Source organism: Rhizobium sp. Leaf321 (assembly GCF_001423215.1).
Lineage (GTDB): Bacteria > Pseudomonadota > Alphaproteobacteria > Rhizobiales > Rhizobiaceae > Neorhizobium > Neorhizobium soli.
The window spans coordinates 426,903-448,061 of record NZ_LMOF01000007.1 but is presented as its reverse complement, the minus strand read 5'-3'; the positions used below and the strand labels follow the sequence as shown (position 1 = coordinate 448,061).

The 21,159-nt window shown below is 60.9% G+C and carries 16 protein-coding genes; 11 read left to right on the top strand and 5 right to left on the bottom strand.

Features of this window, described 5'->3' with window-relative positions; all coding sequences use genetic code 11:
* Positions 1 to 153 precede the first annotated feature (153 nt).
* The 8 genes from pcsA (at position 154) to ASF70_RS15070 (ending at position 10,086) form a co-directional block, all read left to right on the top strand.
* Entirely contained in the window at positions 154 to 882 is a 729-nt protein-coding gene (gene pcsA, locus ASF70_RS15105) for a phosphatidylcholine synthase (RefSeq protein WP_062456769.1), read from the top strand.
* A 166-nt stretch (positions 883 to 1,048) separates the two neighbouring features.
* Positions 1,049 to 2,644, top strand: a complete 1,596-nt coding sequence (locus ASF70_RS15100; protein ID WP_062580776.1) for an ABC transporter ATP-binding protein — start codon at positions 1,049 to 1,051, stop codon at positions 2,642 to 2,644.
* Positions 2,634 to 3,719: an ABC transporter permease gene (locus ASF70_RS15095; RefSeq protein ID WP_062580774.1), complete on the top strand. Its 1,086-nt coding sequence runs from the start codon at positions 2,634 to 2,636 to the stop codon at positions 3,717 to 3,719. Before ASF70_RS15100 ends, ASF70_RS15095 begins: the two co-directional genes overlap by 11 nt.
* On the top strand, positions 3,719 to 4,633 hold the full coding sequence (locus tag ASF70_RS15090) for an ABC transporter permease (protein ID WP_062580772.1): 915 nt from the start codon (positions 3,719 to 3,721) through the stop codon (positions 4,631 to 4,633). The genes ASF70_RS15095 and ASF70_RS15090 overlap by 1 nt, the downstream gene beginning before the upstream one ends.
* A gap of 45 nt (positions 4,634 to 4,678) precedes the next feature.
* Positions 4,679 to 5,752: a BMP family ABC transporter substrate-binding protein gene (locus ASF70_RS15085; RefSeq protein WP_062580770.1), complete on the top strand. Its 1,074-nt coding sequence runs from the start codon at positions 4,679 to 4,681 to the stop codon at positions 5,750 to 5,752.
* A gap of 132 nt (positions 5,753 to 5,884) precedes the next feature.
* Entirely contained in the window at positions 5,885 to 7,240 is a 1,356-nt protein-coding gene (glmU, locus tag ASF70_RS15080) for a bifunctional UDP-N-acetylglucosamine diphosphorylase/glucosamine-1-phosphate N-acetyltransferase GlmU (RefSeq protein ID WP_062580769.1), read from the top strand.
* Positions 7,241 to 7,443: 203 nt separating this feature from the next.
* Positions 7,444 to 9,270, top strand: coding sequence for a glutamine--fructose-6-phosphate transaminase (isomerizing) (gene glmS / locus ASF70_RS15075; protein ID WP_062580767.1), 1,827 nt, complete (start codon positions 7,444 to 7,446; stop codon positions 9,268 to 9,270).
* Positions 9,271 to 9,366: 96 nt separating this feature from the next.
* On the top strand, positions 9,367 to 10,086 hold the full coding sequence (locus tag ASF70_RS15070; protein WP_062580765.1) for a DUF502 domain-containing protein: 720 nt from the start codon (positions 9,367 to 9,369) through the stop codon (positions 10,084 to 10,086).
* Here ASF70_RS15070 and recG read toward each other — a convergent pair.
* Positions 10,083 to 12,188 (bottom strand): ATP-dependent DNA helicase RecG, encoded by a 2,106-nt coding sequence (gene recG / locus ASF70_RS15065; RefSeq protein ID WP_062580763.1) that lies wholly within the window; start codon positions 12,186 to 12,188, stop codon positions 10,083 to 10,085. The two genes, ASF70_RS15070 and recG, sit on opposite strands and share 4 nt — an antisense overlap.
* A gap of 91 nt (positions 12,189 to 12,279) precedes the next feature.
* Here recG and ASF70_RS15060 point away from each other — a divergent pair, with 91 nt between their 5' ends.
* Together ASF70_RS15060 and mfd are read left to right on the top strand one after the other, a co-directional pair.
* Complete coding sequence (locus tag ASF70_RS15060; RefSeq protein WP_062456798.1) at positions 12,280 to 12,603, top strand: succinate dehydrogenase assembly factor 2; 324 nt, start codon at positions 12,280 to 12,282, stop codon at positions 12,601 to 12,603.
* On the top strand, positions 12,600 to 16,130 hold the full coding sequence (gene mfd, locus ASF70_RS15055; RefSeq protein WP_062580754.1) for a transcription-repair coupling factor: 3,531 nt from the start codon (positions 12,600 to 12,602) through the stop codon (positions 16,128 to 16,130). The genes ASF70_RS15060 and mfd overlap by 4 nt, the downstream gene beginning before the upstream one ends.
* 81 nt (positions 16,131 to 16,211) lie before the next feature.
* Here the strand turns inward: mfd and ASF70_RS15050 are convergent, their stop codons facing one another.
* The 3 genes from ASF70_RS15050 to ASF70_RS15040 are packed head-to-tail and all read right to left on the bottom strand — an operon-like array spanning position 16,212 to position 19,670.
* Positions 16,212 to 17,153 carry a DMT family transporter gene (locus tag ASF70_RS15050; RefSeq protein WP_062580752.1) on the bottom strand — a complete coding sequence of 314 codons (942 nt, stop codon included), beginning with the start codon at positions 17,151 to 17,153 and terminating at the stop codon, positions 16,212 to 16,214.
* A 20-nt stretch (positions 17,154 to 17,173) separates the two neighbouring features.
* Positions 17,174 to 17,845 (bottom strand): DsbA family oxidoreductase, encoded by a 672-nt coding sequence (locus ASF70_RS15045; protein WP_062580750.1) that lies wholly within the window; start codon positions 17,843 to 17,845, stop codon positions 17,174 to 17,176.
* Between the two features lie 55 nt (positions 17,846 to 17,900).
* Complete coding sequence (locus ASF70_RS15040) at positions 17,901 to 19,670, bottom strand: extracellular solute-binding protein (RefSeq protein WP_062581426.1); 1,770 nt, start codon at positions 19,668 to 19,670, stop codon at positions 17,901 to 17,903.
* 333 nt (positions 19,671 to 20,003) lie between these two features.
* Here ASF70_RS15040 and ASF70_RS15035 point away from each other — a divergent pair, with 333 nt between their 5' ends.
* Positions 20,004 to 20,660, top strand: coding sequence for an invasion associated locus B family protein (locus ASF70_RS15035; protein WP_062456811.1), 657 nt, complete (start codon positions 20,004 to 20,006; stop codon positions 20,658 to 20,660).
* Positions 20,661 to 20,748: 88 nt separating this feature from the next.
* Here the strand turns inward: ASF70_RS15035 and hspQ are convergent, their stop codons facing one another.
* A complete protein-coding gene (hspQ, locus tag ASF70_RS15030; RefSeq protein ID WP_062456814.1) occupies positions 20,749 to 21,078 on the bottom strand; it encodes a heat shock protein HspQ in 330 nt (109 codons plus the stop codon).
* Positions 21,079 to 21,159: the final 81 nt, after the last annotated feature.

The window sequence follows — 21,159 nt, the reverse complement described above, 5'->3', positions numbered from 1 at the left end:
GTAGCGGCGTCAGATTCGGCACGCGCTGCCCACGAGGGATCGAGAGAAATCCTGGTTTTCCCGGTCATAATCAGGTGTGCGCCGGCATGCGCAGTTGCAAACGGGGACAATTGGCCGCATATCTCGCAGGCTTCACGGAAAGGCGGGGGACGCGTGTTCAGGCGACTATTCAATTATCGGAACGTCCCTTACGCGGAAATCCGGGCTTTCTCCGTGCATCTCCTGACGGCGTCAGGCTCCTTCCTGGCATTCCTCGGTGTCGTCGCTGCGGCAGAACATCGATTTGTCGACATGTTCTGGTGGCTGGGGCTGGCACTTCTGGTTGACGGGATCGACGGACCGATTGCGCGCAAGGTGCATGTGAAGGAAGTCCTGCCGAACTGGTCGGGCGATACGCTCGACAATATCATTGATTACGTGACTTACGTTCTCCTACCGGCCTTTGCGCTTTATCAAAGTGGAATGATCGGCGAACCCTGGTCATTCGTTGCGGCCGGCGCCATCGTCGTTTCGAGTGCGATCTACTATGCCGACATGGGCATGAAGACCGACGAGTATTTCTTCTCCGGTTTCCCGGTCGTCTGGAACATGGTGGTACTGACGCTGTTCGTCATCGATGCCAGTGCGACGACGGCCATGATCGTGGTCTCCGTATCCGTGGTTGCCACTTTCCTGCCGATCAATTTCCTCCATCCCGTGCGCGTCAAGCGCCTTCGGCCGCTCAATCTCGGGATCTGCCTGCTCTGGTGCGCGCTCGCCGGCTACTCGCTGCTCCTGCATTTCCAGTCACCGGACTGGCTCGTCTGGGGCGTCGTGATCAGCAGTCTTTATCTCTATTGCATCGGCGGCATCATGCAGCTTTTTCCAGGACTTGGAAAATAGCTGCGTTTTTTCGCAACGCGTCTCTTTGCTGTTGTGCAAGGCAACAAAAACGGTATCAATATCAACCCAGTATCCGGTCAGACCGGACGGGTTCAGCATTTGAAATAACTGCGACGCGGAAATACCGGCACTCAAGACCGGGCGCGCGGGTGAACGAGGGGACGTCGTGACTTTTTCCGAGAGCGAGCAGGCTGCTTCGCTTTTGTCGGTCCGTGGACTGACGAAGCTGTTCGGCGATTTTGCTGCGTGCAGTGGTATCGATCTCGATATCGCGCCGGGTGAAATCCATGCGCTGCTCGGTGAAAACGGTGCCGGCAAATCCACTCTCGTAAAAATGCTGTTCGGCGTGCTTCAGCCATCGGGCGGGCAGATTGTCTGGCAGGGGAACCCGGTGACGATTGGTTCGCCTGGGGAAGCCCGGCAGCTCGGCATCGGCATGGTGTTTCAGCACTTCTCGCTGTTCGAAGCGCTGACGGTTGCCGAAAACATTGCCTTGTCTCTCGATCCGAAAACGCCGCTTGCCAAGATCGCCGAAGAGGCTGCCTCGCTTTCCAAGGCGTACGGACTACCGCTTGATCCTTATGCGCATGTGGCCGACCTTTCGGTCGGTGAACGCCAGCGGATCGAGATCGTGCGGGCTCTCCTCCAGAACCCGAAGCTGATCATTCTCGACGAGCCGACCTCCGTGCTCACGCCGCAGGAAGCGGACCGGTTGTTCGAGACGCTCTTCAAGCTGAAGGCCGAGGGCCGCTCGGTGCTTTATATCAGCCACCGGCTGGAGGAAGTGCGTCGCATCTGCGACCGCGCCACCGTTCTTCGCCACGGCAAGGTGACCGGCGCCTGCGATCCGAGGCAGGAGACGCCTGCGTCACTTGCCCGGATGATGGTCGGGACGGAAGTTGCCGCGGTGCATCGGGACGAGACGGTGGCGCTTGGCGACATTCAGCTCGATGTCACCGACTTGACCGTGAAGGCGCGCTCGCCCTTCGCGGTCAGCCTGAAAAGCATTTCGATGCGCGTGCGCGCTGGCGAAATCCTCGCGATTGCGGGCATTGCGGGCAATGGACAGAGCGAGCTTTTCGATGCGCTGTCTGGCGAATATCCGGTTGCCGATGATGACCGGATCAAGGTCCGCGGCAAGTCCGTGGGTCGTACGGGCATCAACGGGCGGCGGCTGCTCGGCGCTAGTTTCGTGCCCGAGGAGCGGCATGGTCATGCTGCCGTACCCGGCATGTCGCTGACCGACAATCTGCTGCTGGCGCGCAGCCAGCCGGACCGGAAGGCATTCCTGTCGGGCGGTCTGGCGTCGATCGTGCGTTCCGGTGCGATCCGCTCTGCCACCAAACGCATCTGCCAGCAGATGGACGTGCGCAAGAGTGGAGAGGATCCGCTGGCCGGCTCGCTTTCGGGAGGCAATCTGCAGAAATTCGTCGTGGGGCGCGAACTCGATCGGCAGCCTTCGATCATGATCGTCAACCAGCCGACCTGGGGCGTCGATGCCGGTGCTGCGAGCCGCATCCGTCAGGCGCTGATCGATCTGGCGAAATCCGGCTCCGCCGTCGTCGTGATCAGCCAGGACCTTGATGAGATTTTCGAGGTGGCAACCAATATCGCTGTTATCTCGGAGGGCAAATTGTCGGAGCCGCATCCGGTCGGAAGCCTGACGCTGGAGCGGATCGGGCTGATGATGGGTGGCATCCATGAGAGCCATTCCATCCCTGACGCCATGCCGTCCTCGCCGGAGGCAACGCATGCGCATTGAACTGCAAAAGCGTGCTCGGGTCTCGACACTGTTTTCGGTTCTTTCGCCGCTTCTGGCGCTGGTGCTGACACTGATCGGCGGCGCCATCCTGTTCTGGGCTCTCGGCAAGAACCCGGGATCGGCGCTCTACAGCTTCTTTATCGAGCCGCTTCTCGAAGTCTGGTCGCTGCATGAGCTGGCCGTCAAGGCCGCACCGCTGATCCTGATCGCGGTCGGGCTTTCGATCTGCTACCGTTCCAACAACTGGAATATCGGCGCCGAGGGTCAGTTCACGATCGGCGCGATCACAGGTTCGATCCTGCCGGTTCTCTATCCCGAGTGGCATTCGCCGATGATCCTGCCGCTGATGCTTCTGATGGGCATTGCCGGCGGCGCGTTGTACGCGGGTATTCCCGCACTTTTGAAGACGCGCTTCAACACCAACGAAATTCTGACCAGCCTGATGCTGGTCTATATCGCGCAGCTGTTTCTCGACTGGCTGGTCCGCGGCCCGTGGCGTGACCCGCAGGGCTATAATTTTCCGCAGACGAAGAGCTTCCAGATAGAAGCGGTTCTGCCGGAAATGCTGGCCTCCGGCCGGGCCCATTGGGGCTTTGCCTTCGCGATCATTGCCGCGGTGGCGCTCTGGTTCATGATGCGCTTCATGCTGAAGGGTTTCGAGGTTCAGGTGCTCGGGCAGTCGGAACGGGCAGGGCGTTTCGCCGGCTTTTCGGCACGGCGCATGGTTTGGTTCTCGATGCTCGTCTCCGGCGGTCTTGCCGGGCTTGCGGGGATCTCGGAAGTGTCGGGTTCGATCGGCCACGTACAGCCGTCGATTTCACCCGGATACGGTTTCACCGCGATCATTGTGGCATTCCTCGGGCGTCTCAATCCGCTCGGGATCATCGCGTCGGGCCTGGTTCTGGCGCTCACCTATCTCGGCGGGGAGGCGGCCCAGCTTTCGATCGGGATTTCCGATAAAGTCAGCCGCGTCTTCCAGGGCCTGCTGCTGTTCTTCGTTCTGTCCTGCGATACGCTGATCCATTACCGCATCCGGCTGCTCTTTGCCGGAAGCCAGGCGGAGGCGAAGGGCTGATGTTCGAGGCGATCCTTCTGACCGTCATCACTGCCGCAACGCCGCTCGTCATTGCGGCGCTCGGCGAGCTCGTCACCGAACGTGCAGGTGTGCTCAACCTCGGCGTCGAAGGCATGATGATCATGGGCGCCGTCTGCGCCTTTGCGGCGACGCAGATGACGGGATCGCCCTATATCGGCATCGTCGCCGGCATTGTCGGCGGTGGGCTGTTCTCGCTGCTGTTCGGGTTCCTGACGCTGACGCTGGTGGCAAACCAGGTGGCGACGGGACTGGCGCTGACGATCCTCGGTCTCGGCATTTCCGGCCAGCTCGGCGAGAGCTTCGTCGGTCAGCCGGGCATCAAGCTGCAGCCGATCGTCATTCCGCTCCTGTCCGATATTCCCTTTGTCGGCCGGGTTCTCTTTGCGCAGGATCTGACCTTCTATCTGTCGATCGCACTGGTCATCGGGATCAACTGGTTCCTGTTCAAGAGCCGCCGCGGCCTGAAGCTTCGCGCGATCGGCGACAATCACGGATCCGCGCATGCGCTCGGCATCAACGTCATCCGGACACGTTATTTGGCAGTGCTGTTCGGTGGCGCCTGTGCGGGTCTTGCCGGTGCGCAGCTGTCGCTTGTGTATACGCCGCAATGGGTGGAAAACATGTCGGCTGGACGCGGCTGGATTGCACTTGCGCTCGTCGTCTTTGCTTCGTGGCGGCCATGGCGGGTTCTCGCCGGCGGCTATCTTTTCGGGGCCGTGACGATCGGGCAGCTGCATGCGCAGGCGTTCGGTATCGGCATTCCGTCCCAGGTTCTGTCCGCACTTCCTTACGTGGCGACTATTGTCGTCCTCATCATCATCTCGCATAATCGTCGCACGACGCTCATCAATACGCCGGCTTCGCTCGGAAAGGCATTCGTCCCCGATCGGTGACCGCGGTAAGCACACCCCGTCTTCAAGCCAATAGAGGTTTAGGAAATGAAGAAACTGATTATCGCCCTAGCCGCGTCGGCCGCCCTTCTGGGTGGTTTCTCGACCGGCGCGCAGGCCCAGGAAAAGAAGAAGGTCTGCTTCATCTATGTCGGTTCCAAGACCGATGGCGGCTGGACCCAGGCGCATGATCGCGGCCGTATCGAGCTAGAAAAGGCACTTGGCGACAAGATCGAGACGCCTTTCCTCGAAAGCGTGCCGGAAGGTCCGGATGCCGAACGTGCGATCGAGCGCATGGCCCGCTCCGGTTGCGCGATCGTCTACACGACATCGTTCGGCTTCATGGATGCGACCGTGAAGGTTGCCGCCAAGTTCCCGAACGTGAAGTTCGAACATGCGACCGGCTTCAAGGCTGGTCCGAACCTCGCGACCTACAATTCGCGCTTCTACGAAGGCCGCTACATCCAGGGCCAGATCGCTGCGAAGATGTCGAAGAAGGGCGTTGCCGGCTACATCGCATCCTTCCCGATCCCGGAAGTGGTGATGGGCATCAACGCTTTTGAACTCGGTGCAAAGTCGGTCAATCCTGACTTCAAGCTCAAGGTCGTATGGGCCAACACCTGGTTCGACCCGGGCAAGGAAGCCGATGCTGCCAAGGCTCTGGTCGACCAGGGCGTCGATATCCTGACCCAGCACACCGACACGACGGCACCGATGCAGGTTGCAGCCGAACGCGGCATTTTCGCATTCGGTCAGGCGTCCGACATGATCGCCGCCGGTCCGAAGACGCAGCTGACTGCAATCGTCGATACCTGGGGCGCCTATTACATCAAGCGCACCAAAGCGCTTCTCGACGGCTCCTGGAAGTCCGAGCAGATCTGGGACGGCTTGAAGGACGGCATTCTCACGATGGCGCCCTACACCAACATGCCTGACGACGTGAAGGCGATGGCCGAAGAGACCGAAGCCAAGATCAAGTCCGGCGAACTGCATCCGTTCACCGGCCCGATCAACAAGCAGGACGGTTCTGAGTGGCTGAAGGCCGGCGAAAAGGCCGAGGACGGCGTTCTGCTCGGCATGAACTTCTACATCCAGGGCGTGGACGACCAGCTGCCGAAGTGAGCTCGTCTATAAGCTGAATTCCAAAGGGCGCCCTCATCGGCGCCCTTTTTGTTTCTTCTGGACATATGCCGTTTATCGCCCTTCAAGACAGTTGCTGCTACACAGGCGGCGATCGCCGAAGGAGATTCTGAAATGAGCCGTTCCTGCCTTGCCGTCATTCTTGCCGCTGGCGACAGTACGAGAATGAAATCGTCCATGTCGAAAGTGCTGCATCCGGTCGCCGGGCGGCCGATGATTGCGCATGTGATGGCAGCGGTCGCTTCGGCCGGCATGACGGACGCAGCACTTGTGGTCGGCCGCGACGCAGACAAGGTTGCCAAGGCAGGTGCGATCGGCGGGATATCGGTCAAAGCTTTCCTGCAGACGGAGCGGCTTGGCACCGGACACGCAGTTCTCGCGGCGCGTGACGCGATCGCGGAAGGTTTCGACGACGTTCTGGTGGCCTATGCCGACGTTCCGTTGATTACCGCTGCCCCGTTCATGGCCGCTCGGGCTGAGTTGCAGAATGGCGCCGATGTCGTGGTCATCGGCTTCCACACAGACAAGCCGACCGGCTACGGGCGTCTTCTGGTGGAGAATGGTGAGCTTGTCGCCATCCGCGAGGAGAAGGATGCGACTGACGAGGAACGCAAGGTCACCTGGTGCAATAGCGGCCTGATGGCAATCAACGGCGCCAAGGCTCTGGCCCTTCTCGAACAGATCGGCAATGCCAATGCCAAGGGCGAGTACTACCTGACGGATCTCGTGGAGATCGCCCGGGCGAACGGCGGCAAGGTCGTTGCGGTGGATGCGCCCGAAACGGAACTGACGGGCTGCAACAACCGGGCAGAACTGGCTTACATCGAGCGCCTGTGGCAGGAACGCCGCCGCCACGAACTGATGGTGTCTGGTGTGACGATGATTGCGCCGGAAACCGTTTTCCTCGCTTTCGACACGCAGATCGGACAGGACGCGCTGATCGAACCAAATGTCGTGTTCGGGCCGGGCGTGACGATCGATAGCGGTGCGATCATTCACGCATTCTCCCATATTGAAGGTGCGCATGTCAGTTCGGGTGCGACAGTCGGGCCATTCGCACGGCTTCGCCCCGGGGCTGATCTCGCCGAGGGTTCGAAGGTCGGCAATTTCTGCGAGGTGAAGAACGGCAAGGTGGGTGAGGGCGCCAAGGTGAACCACCTCACCTATATCGGCGATGCGGTCATCGGCGCGCATGCCAATATCGGCGCCGGCACGATCACCTGCAACTATGACGGCGTCAACAAGCATGAGACCCGGATCGGTGCCAACAGCTTCATCGGGTCCAACTCGTCGCTGGTTGCCCCGGTGTCGATCGGCGACGGGGCCTATGTCGCGTCAGGCAGTGTGATTACCGAGGATGTGCCTGACGATGCGCTGGCCCTTGGTCGCGCCCGGCAGGAAGTGAAGCCGGGCCGCGCAAAGGTCATTCGCGAGCGGGCGCTGGCGATAAAGGCATCGAAGGCGAAGTAGCCGTCCGGGGCTACATTGAAGACGGATGGATCCGTCGCTGCGGGAGGGGCAAGAACTGCTTCGAACAGGCCGCAGCGGCAGGTCCGACCCATTAAGGATTTCGCGTTACTGTTCGACATCGAAAGTGACCGCGCCGGTGATTACACGGCGGGGGCAATCGGCTAGGACTTCGCGATCGAACGATAAGAATTGGAGAGGCCTATATGTGCGGGATTGTCGGGATCGTGGGCCATGAGCCGGTAGCGACGCGTCTGGTCGAGGCGTTGCGGCGGCTGGAATACCGCGGCTATGATTCCGCCGGCGTCGCCACCATCCACGAGGGCAAGCTCGATCGCCGCCGCGCCGAGGGCAAGCTGTTCAACCTCGAAAAGAAGCTCGACGGAGAGCCGCTGCCGGGCACGATCGGCATTGCCCATACCCGCTGGGCGACGCATGGCGTTCCGAACGAGACGAACGCGCATCCGCATTTCGTCGACGGAGTCGCGGTTGTTCATAACGGCATCATCGAGAATTTCTCCGAACTCAAGGACGCACTGATCGCCGACGGGGCTGTCTTCACCAGCCAGACGGATACGGAAGTCGTCGCGCATCTGCTGGCGCATTACACGCGCGAAGGCCTGGGGCACCGCGAAGCGATGCTTGCCATGCTCAACCGCGTTTCCGGCGCCTATGCGCTGGTCGTGATGTTCGAGGACGAGCCTGGCACGATCTTTTCGGCGCGATTCGGACCACCGCTGGCCGTCGGTCATGGTCGGGGAGAGATGTTCTTAGGCTCGGACGCAATTGCGCTGTCGCCCTTTACCAACGAGATCACCTATCTGGTCGATGGCGACTGCGCCATCATCACCCATGATCGTCTCGACGTCATCGATTACGAAGGCCGGCCGGTTAGGCGCAAGAGCCAGATTTCGCAGGCTGCGACCTTCATGGTCGACAAGGGCAACCATCGCCATTTCATGGAGAAGGAGATCTACGAGCAGCCGGAGATCATCTCCCATGCGCTTGCCCATTACATCGACTTTGCCACCAACACGGTGAAGCCGACGGATACGGCGATTGATTTCTCGACGGTGTCCGGTCTCGCGATCTCCGCCTGCGGTACGGCCTATCTGTCCGGTCTTATCGGCAAATACTGGTTCGAGCGGTACGCTCGCCTTCCCGTCGAGATCGACGTCGCCTCGGAATTCCGCTACCGCGAACTGCCGCTGTCGCCCAGCCAGGCGGCGCTGTTCATCTCGCAGTCCGGCGAGACAGCCGATACACTCGCATCCCTGCGCTACTGCAAGGATCAGGGGCTCAAGATCGGGGCCATCGTCAATGTCCGCGAATCGACGATCGCGCGCGAATCGGATGCCGTCTTTCCAATTCTCGCAGGACCGGAGATAGGTGTCGCCTCGACCAAGGCGTTCACCTGCCAGCTCGCGGTTCTGGCGGCGCTTTCGATCGGCGCCGGTCGCGTCCGGGGCACGGTGACGGAGAGCGACGAGAAGGCGATGGTAAAGCACTTAGCCGAGATGCCGCGAATCATGAGCCGGGTATTGAACGACATCCAGCCGCAGATCGAGGCGCTTTCGCGAGAGCTTTCGCGCTTCAAGGATGTGCTCTATCTCGGGCGCGGCACGAGCTATCCGCTTGCACTGGAAGGTGCTCTGAAACTCAAGGAAATCTCCTACATTCACGCGGAAGGCTACGCAGCCGGCGAACTGAAGCACGGACCGATCGCCCTCATCGACGAGCACATGCCGGTCATCGTGATTGCACCACATGACCGGTTCTTCGAAAAGACCGTTTCGAACATGCAGGAAGTTGCAGCGCGCGGCGGCAAGATCATCTTTATCACCGACGAGAAGGGGGCCGCTGCCTCGAAGCTTCCGACGATGGCGACGATCGTGCTGCCGAATGTAGACGAGATCATTTCACCGATGATCTTTTCGCTGCCGATCCAGCTGCTCGCCTACCATACGGCCGTGTTTATGGGCACGGATGTCGATCAGCCTCGCAACCTTGCCAAATCCGTCACCGTGGAGTGATCGGGAAAGGTTTGCTTTCCCTTGCATCGCAGCATTGCATCTTGCATTGTCGCATTCGATGAATGCGACAATGCAAGTCACAGGTAAGGAATTTTCATGAGCGACAGCCCAGAGCGCTTATCGCTGGCCGGTCGGCTCAGAAACAACTTTCTTACCGGCCTGATCATATGCGCGCCTTTGGCGATCACCATATGGCTGACCTTTACCTTCATCGACTGGGCCGATAGCTGGGTAACCCCCTACATCCCGCAGCGTTACGACCCCCAATATTACTTCGATGTAACGATTCCCGGCACCGGTCTGCTGCTGGCGATGGTGATGATCACCATCATCGGCTTTCTCGGCAGGAACCTGATCGGTCGCTCGATCGTCAGTTTCGGTGAGTCGATCCTCAACCAGATGCCGCTCATCCGGACCATCTACAAAAGCGTCAAACAGATCCTGGAGACGGTCCTCAAGGAACAGTCCACGTCCTTTAAGAAATGCGGCATGGTCGAATTTCCGACACCCGGCACCTGGGTGCTGGTGTTTATTGCCGGCGATGCACAGGGCGAGATTGCCGAAAAGCTTAACGCAGACGGTGAAGAGATGGTGGCGGTTTTCATGCCACCGACCCCGGTCCCGACGGCAGGTTTCCTGATGTTCGTGCGCAAAAGCCAGATCATCATGCTCGACATGACGCCGGAAGAGGGCGCCAAACTGTTGATCTCGGGCGGGCTCATCTCTCCGACCTATACGCCGAAGCCGGGCGAGGTCCCGATCCTGCCGGCACCGCAGGACATGCCGGCCACTACCACTCCGCCGACCGCCCTTTAGCCTGCGCGCAGGAAGCGGATCGCTTCGTCGCGTCGATGTAGATAGAGCAGGGCGCGTACGGCCTCGCCGCGTTCGCTTGTGAGGTCCGGATCGCGATCGAGGAGGTAGGTCGCGTCCTTGCGGGCGATCTCGAGGAGATCCGCGTGTGCTTCGAGGCTTGCGATCTTGAACCCGGGCGTGCCTGACTGGCGGGTGCCGAGGAGCTCTCCCTCGCCACGCAGTTTCAGGTCTTCCTCGGCGATCAGAAATCCGTCCTCGCTGTCGCGGAGAATCGACAAGCGCGCATGGCCGGTTTCGCTGAGTGGTCCCTTGTAGAGAAGAATGCAGGTGGAGGCTTCTTCTCCACGCCCCACACGCCCACGCAACTGGTGGAGCTGCGCCAGACCGAACCGCTCCGCATGTTCGATCACCATGATCGTCGCATCGGGCACGTCGACGCCGACCTCGACAACCGTGGTTGCCACAAGCAGGCGGATCTCGCCATTCTTGAAGGCGCTCATGACGGCGTCTTTTTCCGGTCCGGCCATTCGGCCATGCACGAGGCCGACATTGTCGGCACCGAGTTCGCGGGCCAGTACCGCGTAGCGCTCCTCGGCCGACATCAGTTCGGAGACGTCCGATTCCTCGACCAGCGGGCAGATCCAGTAGGCCTTCTTTCCCTCTGCGACGGCGCTGCGCAGGCGCCCGACGACATCGCCGATCCGTTCGGTCGGGATCGTCACGGTCTGGATCGGCTTTCTGCCGGCAGGCTTCTCGGTCAGCTTGGACACATCCATGTCGCCGAAGGCTGCCAGCACCAGTGTGCGCGGGATGGGCGTCGCGGTCATGACGAGCATATGCGGGGATATGCCCTTGGCGGTCAGACGCAGACGCTGATGCACGCCGAACCGGTGCTGTTCGTCGACGACCGCCAGCATCAGGCTGTGATAGCTGACGGTGTCCTGGAACAGCGCGTGGGTGCCAATGACGATCTGGGCCTCGCCCGAGGCGATCCGCTCGACGATGGCTTCGCGTTCGCGACCCTTGGTGCGGCCGGTCAGCAGTTCGACCGTGACACCGGCAGCGCCGGCCAGTTTCGAAATCGTCGAGAAGTGCTGGCGGGCGAGAATCTCGGTCGGTGCCATCAGCACGGCCTGGCCACCCGCTTCGACAGCGGCCGCCATCGCCAGCAGGGACACGAGCGTCTTGCCGGCGCCGACATCGCCCTGCAGCAGCCGGAGCATGCGGTCTTCGCCTGCCATGTCCTTGATGATGTCGTCGACGGAGGATTTCTGGCTCGGCGTCAGAGAAAACGGTAGCGCGGCAACGAGACGGGCGGCAAGCTCGCCCTTAACCCGGATCGGCTGTCCCGGCACCTTGCGGATCTTCTGGCGCACAAGTGCCAGCGACACCTGGCCGGCGAGAAACTCGTCATAGGCCAAGCGGCGACGGGCTCGGGACTGCGGATCGATATCCGTCTCGTCGCGCGGATCGTGCAGTTCCTGAAAGGCTTCCGTTACGGTAGGAAAGCCCTCACGCTGCGTGAGGCTCAAATCCGCCCATTCCGGGAACTGCGGCAGGCGCGCGATTGCAGCTTCGATCGTCCGGCGGAATGTCTTTGAAGAGAGGCCCGCGGTCATAGGATAGACTGGTTCCACAAGCGGCAGGTTTTCGGCTTCCGATACCTTCACCATGAAATCCGGATGGATCATCGAGGCGCGGCCGTTGAACCAGTCGACCTTGCCGCTGACCATGACCTGTTCGTCGACAGGAAGCGTCTTGTGCAGCCAGTCGCCCTTTGCCCTGAAGAAGGTGAGGGCGAGTTCGCCCGTCTCATCGAGCAGAAAGACCCGGTAGGGCTGGTTGGTCCGGGCCGGTGGCGGCTGATGCCGGTCGACGCGTCCCTCGATGGTGACAATCGCTCCCTGCGGCGCGAGCGCGATGCCCGGACGATTGCGGCGATCGATCAGCGAATAGGGCGCATGGAACAAGAGATCGACGACCCGGCAGTCTTCCGCATCCTCGCGTCCGGTGACACGCGCGATCAGGTCGGCGATCTTCGGGCCGACGCCGGGCAGCGATGAGACGGAGGCAAACAGCGGATCGAGTATGGCAGGGCGCATGGTTGGCTAAATGGCGCAAGTTTTGCCCATTTGGCAAGGTGACGCGAGCCGAAAACAATCCTATATGAACCGCAAAACAGGGACTTGGCTTATGACTGGATTGGCACGCACCAGCGCGGATCTCGACCCCCGTCGCCGACGTATTCTCTATCGCTGCTGGCATCGCGGTATTCGCGAGATGGATCTCGTGTTCGGCAGCTTCGCCGAGGCGGAGATTTCCAACCTCTCCGATACGGAACTGGACGAGTTTGAAGTGATCATGGATGAGCAGGACCACGACCTGCACGCCTGGATCACCGGCGCTATGGCGCTGCCCGAGGAACGCAATACGCCGCTGTTTGCGCGTATCGCCGCCTACAAGCCGGATTTCGATCCCGTGACCAGAGAGTCGTTGCAAGAGAAACTCGGCCAATGATTTCCGGATTTAACGCGAAGAAGATCGCGGCGGCCTCAACACCGCTGACCATCGGCAGTGTGCCGGCCGGCACTGAACCGCTTGTTCTTGCGGAACTGGCGCGGGCCGGACAGTCGGTTGCCTACGTTCTTTCGGACGGCCAGCGGATGCCGGATCTGGAGCAGATGCTATCCTTTGTGGCGCCGGAAATTCCGGTTCTGTCGCTGCCGGCCTGGGACTGTCTGCCCTATGACCGTGTGTCACCGAGTGCCGATGTCTCCGCAAGGAGACTTTCGGCCCTGTCGGGGCTGATCGCGCATGCCAAGAAACCGCATCCTGCGATCGTGCTCGTCACCGTCAATGCGATGTTGCAGAAGATCGCGCCCGCCTCGGTGATCGAAAGCCTGGCGTTTTCGGCCAAGCCCGGCAACGTGATCCGGATGGACGATATTGCCGCGCGGCTTGAGCGCAACGGCTTCGACCGCGTTTCCACGGTTCGTGAAGTCGGCGAATTCGCGGTGCGCGGCGGTATTCTCGATGTGTTCGTGCCGGGTTCGGAAGAACCGGTGCGGCTGGATTTCTTCGGAGATACGCTGGAAACGATCCGGTCGTTCGATCCGGCAAGCCAGCGCACGACGGGCCAGGCCCGCTCGCTCGACCTCAACCCGATGAGCGAAGTGACGCTGACGCCCGATACGATCAGTCGTTTCCGCACCAATTACCTTTCGCTGTTCGGTGCTGCCAACCGTGACGATGCGCTCTATCAGGCCGTGTCCGAGGGGCGTCGCTACGCCGGCATGGAACACTGGCTGCCGCTGTTTTACGAGAAGCTCGAGACCGCGTTCGACTATCTGCGCGGTTTCCGGATCGTCAGCGATCACAACGCGCGCGAAGCGGCAACGGAACGCTCGAAGCTGGTCACCGACTATTTCGAGGCACGCCGCGATCAAGCGAGCCTGGGCAAGGGAGCGACCGCGCAGGCGACGCCCTACAAGCCGGTCTCGCCGGGCCAGCTCTATCTCGACGGCAAGTCGTTTGCGGAAACGCTCGATGAGGTCGCGGCCATCAGGCTGACGCCCTTCAACGAGATGGATTCGGCCGGCCGACCGGTTCTGACGCTGGATGCCCATACGGGGCCGCGCTGGGCGAAAAGCCAGGCGGAGACCGGGTCCGAGACCCAGGAGCACGATTCCGATAGCGACGTTCGTGTGAACATTTTCGATCTCGTCGTCAAGCACATCGCCGACAAGCGCGCCGAAGGCACGAAGGTTCTGATCACCGGCTGGTCCGCCGGCTCGCTCGACCGCCTGCTGCAGGTGTTGGACGAACGTGGCCTGAAGCGCATCAAGCCGATCGAAAAGCTGTCCGACCTTCAGAAGCTTGAAAAAGGCGAGGCGGCGTCCGCCGTGATGAGCCTTGAAGCGGGCTTCGAGACGGGCGATATCGCCGTCATCGGCGAGCAGGATATTCTCGGCGACCGCATGGTTCGGCGCGGCAAGCGCCGCAAGCGCGGTGCCGATTTTCTCACCGAAGTCGCGGGTCTCGACGAAGGGTCGCTTGTCGTCCATGCCGAACACGGTATCGGCAAGTTTGTCGGCCTGATCACGATCGAGGCCGCAGGCGCGCCGCGTGCCTGCCTGGAGCTGCATTATGCGGATCAGGCCAAGCTTTTCCTGCCCGTCGAAAACATCGACCTTCTCTCCCGCTACGGGTCGGATGCGGCAGAAGCCAATCTCGACAAGCTCGGTGGTGGCGCCTGGCAGGCCCGCAAGGCCAAGCTCAAGAAGCGCCTGCTCGATATGGCGGGCGACCTCATCCGCATCGCTGCGACACGCATGGTGCGCCGTGCACCGGTTCTGGCAACGCCGGAAGGGCTCTACGACGAGTTCGCAGCCCGCTTCCCCTATGACGAGACGGAAGACCAGGCCACTGCGATCGAGGCCGTGCGTGACGATCTGGCCGCGGGACGGCCGATGGATCGCCTCGTCTGCGGTGACGTCGGTTTCGGCAAGACCGAAGTCGCGTTGCGCGCAGCCTTCTTTGCCGCGATGAACGGTGCGCAGGTTGCGGTTGTCGTTCCCACGACATTGCTCGCACGCCAGCATTTCAAGACGTTTACCAACCGCTTCCGCGGGCTGCCGATCCGGATCGCCCAGGCCTCGCGTCTCGTGCCGGCCAAGGAACTGGCGCTGACGAAGAAGGAATTGTCCGAGGGCAAGGTCGATATCGTGGTCGGCACCCATGCGCTGCTCGGCACCGGCATCCAGTTCGCCAACCTGAGCCTGCTGATCATCGACGAGGAGCAGCATTTCGGGGTCAAGCACAAGGAACGGCTGAAGGATATGAAGACCGACGTGCATGTGCTGACGCTGTCTGCGACGCCGATCCCGCGGACGCTGCAGCTGGCCATGACGGGCGTTCGCGAACTGTCGCTGATCACCACGCCGCCGGTCGACCGCATGGCGGTGCGAACCTTCATCTCGCCGTTTGATCCGCTGGTCATCCGCGAGACGCTGATGCGTGAGCATTACCGTGGCGGTCAAAGCTTCTACGTCTGCCCGCGCCTGGCCGATCTTGCCGATATCCAGGCATTCCTGCAGTCGGACGTGCCGGAACTAAAGGTCGCGGTTGCGCATGGCCAGATGGCGGCCGGCGAGCTGGAGGACATCATGAATGCCTTCTACGACGGCAAGTATGATGTGCTTCTCTCCACCACGATCGTCGAATCCGGTCTCGATGTGCCAACCGCCAACACGCTGATCGTGCACCGGGCCGACATGTTCGGACTGGCGCAGCTTTACCAGCTGCGTGGCCGCGTCGGTCGCTCCAAGGTTCGGGCGTTCGCGCTGTTTACGCTGCCGGTCAAAAAGACGCTCACCCAGATGGCGGACCGTCGTCTCAAGGTGCTGCAATCGCTCGACACGCTGGGTGCCGGTTTCCAGCTGGCAAGCCACGACCTCGATATTCGCGGTGCCGGCAATCTTCTCGGCGAGGAACAGTCTGGCCACATCAAGGAGGTCGGTTTCGAGCTTTACCAGCAGATGCTGGAAGAGGCGGTTGCCGAAGTGAAGGGCGAAGACGAGATTCTCGATACGGGCTGGTCACCGCAGATCTCCGTCGGCATCACCACGATGATCCCGGAGAACTACGTGCCGGATCTGCATCTGCGCATGGGCCTCTACCGCCGTCTCGGCGAAGTCCAGGAACTGTCGGAGATCGACGGGTTCGGCGCGGAAATGATCGATCGCTTTGGACCGATGCCGCCCGAGGTGCAGAACCTGCTCAAGGTCGTTTATATCAAGACGCTCTGCCGCAAGGCGAATGTCGAGAAGGTCGATGCGGGTCCGAAGGGCGTGGTCATCGTCTTCCGTGACAAGCAGTTCCCCAACCCGGCGGCGCTGGTCGGCTATATCGCCAAGCAGGGATCGCTCGCCAAGATCAGGCCGGACCAGAGCATCTTCCTCAACCGCGACCTGCCGACGCCGACAAAGCGGCTGACGGCTGCAGCTCAGGTGATGACGCAGTTTGCGGAACTTGCGAAGACCTGAAGCGTCACGTCGCACAGACAATAAACGAAAGGCCGGTGAGCAGAGCTCGCCGGCCTTTTTGTTCAATCGATACTGTGGCTTTCAGGGCTTCGTGTCTGGCGCTTCCGGCGCCATCACCGCAGCGGCCTGCGCATCGCTGCCGAGAGCCGGCGGGAGTGGCGTGCCGCGGACGCGTTCGCGAATGAGGGTCAGCATGCCGGAGCCGATGATCAGGATGATGCCGATCACCATCGGCAGGTCGATATGGTCTCCGAAGACCAGGTAGCCGAACAGCACCGCCCAGAGCATCTGGCTGTATTGCGTCGGGCCGATCAGGGTTGCGGGTGCGTGGGTCGCGGCAGACATGACGAGAATGGAGCCGAGCGCTGCCAGAAGCCCGTAGCCGGCCAGCCAGAGCCACTGCATTGCCGTCGGTGCCTGAAAACCTGGCAGGGCGAGCAAGCCGCACACGACGAGCGTCCCAAGCACGCCGGCACCGTAGAGCGATATGTTTTTCTCCGACGGTCCCATGGCCCGGAACACGACAATTGAGATCGCGCCGCTCAGGCCCCCGAAGACAGCGCCGAGATGGCCGATCGAGAGTTCGCGAAAGCCGGGGCGGAGCACGACCATGACGCCGACAAAGCCGATGAGGACGGCTGCCCAGCGCTTGTATCCCACCTGCTCCTTCAGGAAGAGGACGGACATGATGGTGACGAAGGACGGAAGAAGGAAGATCAGCGCGAACGCTTCGGCCATCGACAAATGGGTAAAGGCGGTAACGCTGCCGATCGTGCCGCCGGCCTGCGCAACAAACCGCAGGATCCAGAGCGGGCGGTTGGTGGTGTTGACGATATCCGTCCAGCGGTCGCCCTTCTTCATGAGGAAGGGCAGGCCGACGAGGCAGAAGACCGCGCCGAGGAACGAGGATTGATAGGGGCTCAACTGGCCCTCGATCAATTTCACGCTGGCATCGCTCCACGCATAGGCGGCAAAGGCCGCAAAGGCGATAAGGACACCCTTGAGGGGCTGGTCTTTCTGCACCGGGTAAACTTTCCGAAAAGCTAGATCATGCCCTTGCGAGCTTCGGCCTTGAGCTGGGCGATTTCGCGGAACGCGTTCGCGAGAACATCCGGCATCTGGGCACCGCTCACCGCATACTGTCCGTCGACAATGAAGAACGGCACGCCGTTGACGCCCATCTTTTGCGCAGCGTCGATCTCGGCAAGGACCGTATCCTTATCGGCGTCACCTGCCAGAAGGTTCTCGACGACGGTGCGATCCATGCCGGCTTCGACGGCGATGTCTGCGAGAACCGCATGGTCCCCGACAACGCGCCCTTGCTCGAAATTCGCCTTGAAGAGTGCGGTCACAACGCGATCCTGAACCTCGCGGCCCTCCACCATCGCCCACTGAAGCAGACGGTGGGCATCGAGCGTGTTCGAGCCGACCGTGATCGCGTCGAAATTGAACGCGATGCCGACTTCCTGGCCCAGCTGGGTCAGCGCCCCATGCGCGCGGGCGACCGTTTCGCTGCCGCCGAGCTTTGCTTCGAGGAAAGCCTTGTGGTCCACACCCTCAGGCGGAATGTCCGGGTTGAGGCGATAGGGACGCCAGTTCAAGTCGACGCCGATCTCGTCCTGGACTTCGGCAATTGCGAGCTCGAGCCGCGCCTTGCCCAGGTAGCACCAGGGGCACACGACGTCGGAGACAATATCTACGGTGATGCGCTCCATCGGCGTCCTCTTTCTGATCAGACTTGGGTTTGCGATCGGCGGGTGGCGGCGTGTCTTACTGCGCCCGCTCATCCCACCATGTGTTGAGCTGATAGCCGTATAGCGGCAAGGTTTTCGGATAGCGTATCTGCTTGCGCCGCGCCACCCACTGGTCCGGAATATGGTAGAGCGGCACCATGTAATGGCCTGAGATCAGCAGGCGGTCGTAGGCGCGAACGGTTGCCTCGAAATCTTCCTTGCTGCGGACCGCCATCATGGTGCCGATCAGCCGGTCGATATCGGGATCCGCCGTTCCTGCGAAGTTGAAGCTGCCGGGCGCGTCGCGCGACGTGGAGCCCCAGCGACCCATCTGCTCGATGCCTGGAGACAGCGAGGACGGATAGGATTTGACGATCATGTCGTAGTCGAAGCTGCCCGAGCGCGACTGGTACTGCGAATCATCGACCGTGCGGATCGCCATGTCGACGCCGATCATCCGAAGGGCTCGCTGGTAGGCGATGGCGAGCTTTTCCTGATCGACGGTCTGGGTCATGACCTCGAACGAGAACTGGCGCCCGCTGGCATTTGTCATGCGGCCGTTCTTGATCGTGTAACCACCCTTGTTCAGAAGGTCGACGGCCTTTCGCAACACTCTGCGGTCGGCACCGGACGCGTTGGTCTTTTCGATACGGTAGGTACCATCGAGTACGTCAGGCTCGATTCGGTTCTTGATGTCACCGAGGATTTCTAGCTCGCGCTGGTCCGCCGGTTTACCGAGAGAGGTCAGCGGCGAGCCCTGCCAGAAGCTTTCTGTGCGGGTATAGGCGTTCTCGAACAGGTTCCGGTTGGCCCACTCGAAATCGAAGGCCAGCGAAAGGCCGGCGCGCACATTGACGTCTGCAAAGATCGACCGGCGCGTGTTGAACACGAAGCCCAGCATGCCCGTCGGCAGTTGCGGCGTGAAGGCTTCCTTGACCGCGTCTCCAGTCCGGATGGCCGGGAAATTATACGCGCGCGCCCAGTGGGTCGGGCTGCCATCGGGATAGATGTCGATCTCGCCCTTCTTGAAGGCTTCGAACAGGGTGTTGTCTTCCAAAAAGTATTCGACGCTGATTCGGTCGTAATTGTCGAAACCGACTTTGGCCGGAATAGCCTTGCCCCAGTACTTCTCATCGCGCTCGTAGACGATGCGCTGGCCGGGCGAGACGGATTTGATAAGATAGGGTCCCGAGCCCAGCGGCACCTTCAGGGTCGACTGATCGAATGTCTCCGGGTCGATCGCGTGTTTCGGCAGGATCGGGGTGGAGGCGGCGATGATCAGCGGGAATTCCCGGTCGACCGTGTCGTTGAAGGTAAAGCGGACACTGCGCTCGCCGACCTTTTCCATCTTCTCCACAGGGGCGAGACGCCTGGAGAACGGCACCCGACCCTTGTCGCGCAGCACCTCGAAGGAAAAGATCACGTCCTCAGGTGTCACCGGCTGGCCGTCGGACCATTTTGCCTTGGGATTGATGTTGAACTGGATGAACGTGCGCTCATCATTCCACTCGACGCTTTCGGCCAGAAGACCATAGAGCGTGAAGGGCTCGTCGGCGGAGCGGGTCATCAGCGTTTCATAGATCAGGTTGCCGAAGGCCGGATCCCAGACGCCGCGGGCGGTGGTGCGGATGCTCTTGAGGTTGAACGGGTTGAGGCTGTCGAACGTGCCGACGACGCCGTAGCGGACGCTGCCCCCCTTCTTCACTTGCGGATTGACGTAGCTCAGATGCTGGTAATCGGCGGGCAGGGCAGGTTCGCCATGCATGGAGATCGCGTGCACAGGCTGCGCCCGCGCCCCGGATGCCATGACAGGCACAAACAGCGTCGCTGCGATCAAGAAGGATATACTGCGCTTCATGAAAGCATTCCGTTTCTCTCAATACTGCTGATTCGGGCGGAAAATAGCGGATAGGTGACAATGCACCAAGCACAGGCTCTTCAAACTTGCGTTGCAACGGTGAGGTTTGTCAAAATAGCAAAAGAAAGGCTGGATATCGCCTTCGCGTCGATGTAACAGATTGGCAACACCCGCCGAGTCATTCAATTGCCTCATTTGAGCGACAGGTGACAGGCAGTAGGACATCTCGACGGGGTGGACGGCGCATGCTGCGCCCGCGGATTTCAGGAGACGGATTTCGTTATGATGCTCAAGGCAACCAAAGTTATGCGGACGGCCATGTCTGCTCTTGCTGTTTCGGTCGGCGTTGCTGCGCTGCCAGTTGCAGCCTTCGCCCAGCAGGCAGCTCCCGCACAGGGCGGCGCCGGTGCCGGCGGTCCGCCGCTTGGCTGGTTCAAGACATGCACCAAGCAGGACGATGCTGATCTCTGCGTGGTGCAGAACATCATTCTGGCCCAGAACGGCCAGCTGATTACGGCAATCGGCCTCATCAGCGTCGAAGGCAAGGTCAACCGCAAGATCCTGCAGGTTTCGGTTCCGACCGCACGTATGGTGCAGCCGGGTATCATCATGCAGATCGACGGTGCGAAGGGCCAGAAGCTCGATTACGCCGTCTGCCTGCCCGACAAGTGCACGGCCGAAGTGCCGCTGACGGATGCGATGATCGCCAGCCTCAAGAAGGGCACCGACGTCGTGTTCACGTCGATGAACTTCCGTCGCGCGCCGAACCCGATCAAGGTTTCGCTGACCGGCTTTACCGGCGCTTATGACGGTGCCGCGATCACCCAGTCGCAGCTTGCCGAAAGCCAGCGCAGCCTGGAAGAAGGCATGCAGAAGAAGGCTGAGGAAGCGCGCAAGAAGCTTGAAGAAGCTCAGAACGCTGCGAAGCAGGGCCAGTAAGGCTCAAAGCTTACATAAACAAAAAAGCCCGGTCGAAAGACTGGGCTTTTTTTGTTTCGCGAGGTTTTTGTAAAACCGCGATTTTAGATCAGTGCGCGAGGATGACCTTCGGCTTCAGGTTACCCGAAGGGCCAGCGTCGAAGATCTGATAGACCTGCGGGTTGCGCAGGGGTTGGTCGCTCTCGTCATGGACCAGGTTCTGTTCCGAGACGTAAGCGACGTATTCGGTTTCGTCGTTCTCGGCCAGAAGGTGGTAGAAGGGCTGATCCTTGCTCGGGCGGATCTCGGCCGGAATCGCGTTCCACCATTCCTCGGTATTGTCATATTCGGGGTCCACATCGAACACGACGCCGCGGAACGGGAACACTTTGTGGCGAACTACTTCCCCGATCGTAAATTTGGCATTTCGCTGTTTCATGGTGACATCCTTTCACGTCCCAATGTGGGAGTAAATCCACCGCTACTCAAGTGGGAAATGCAGCGTTTGGAGGATAGTTCC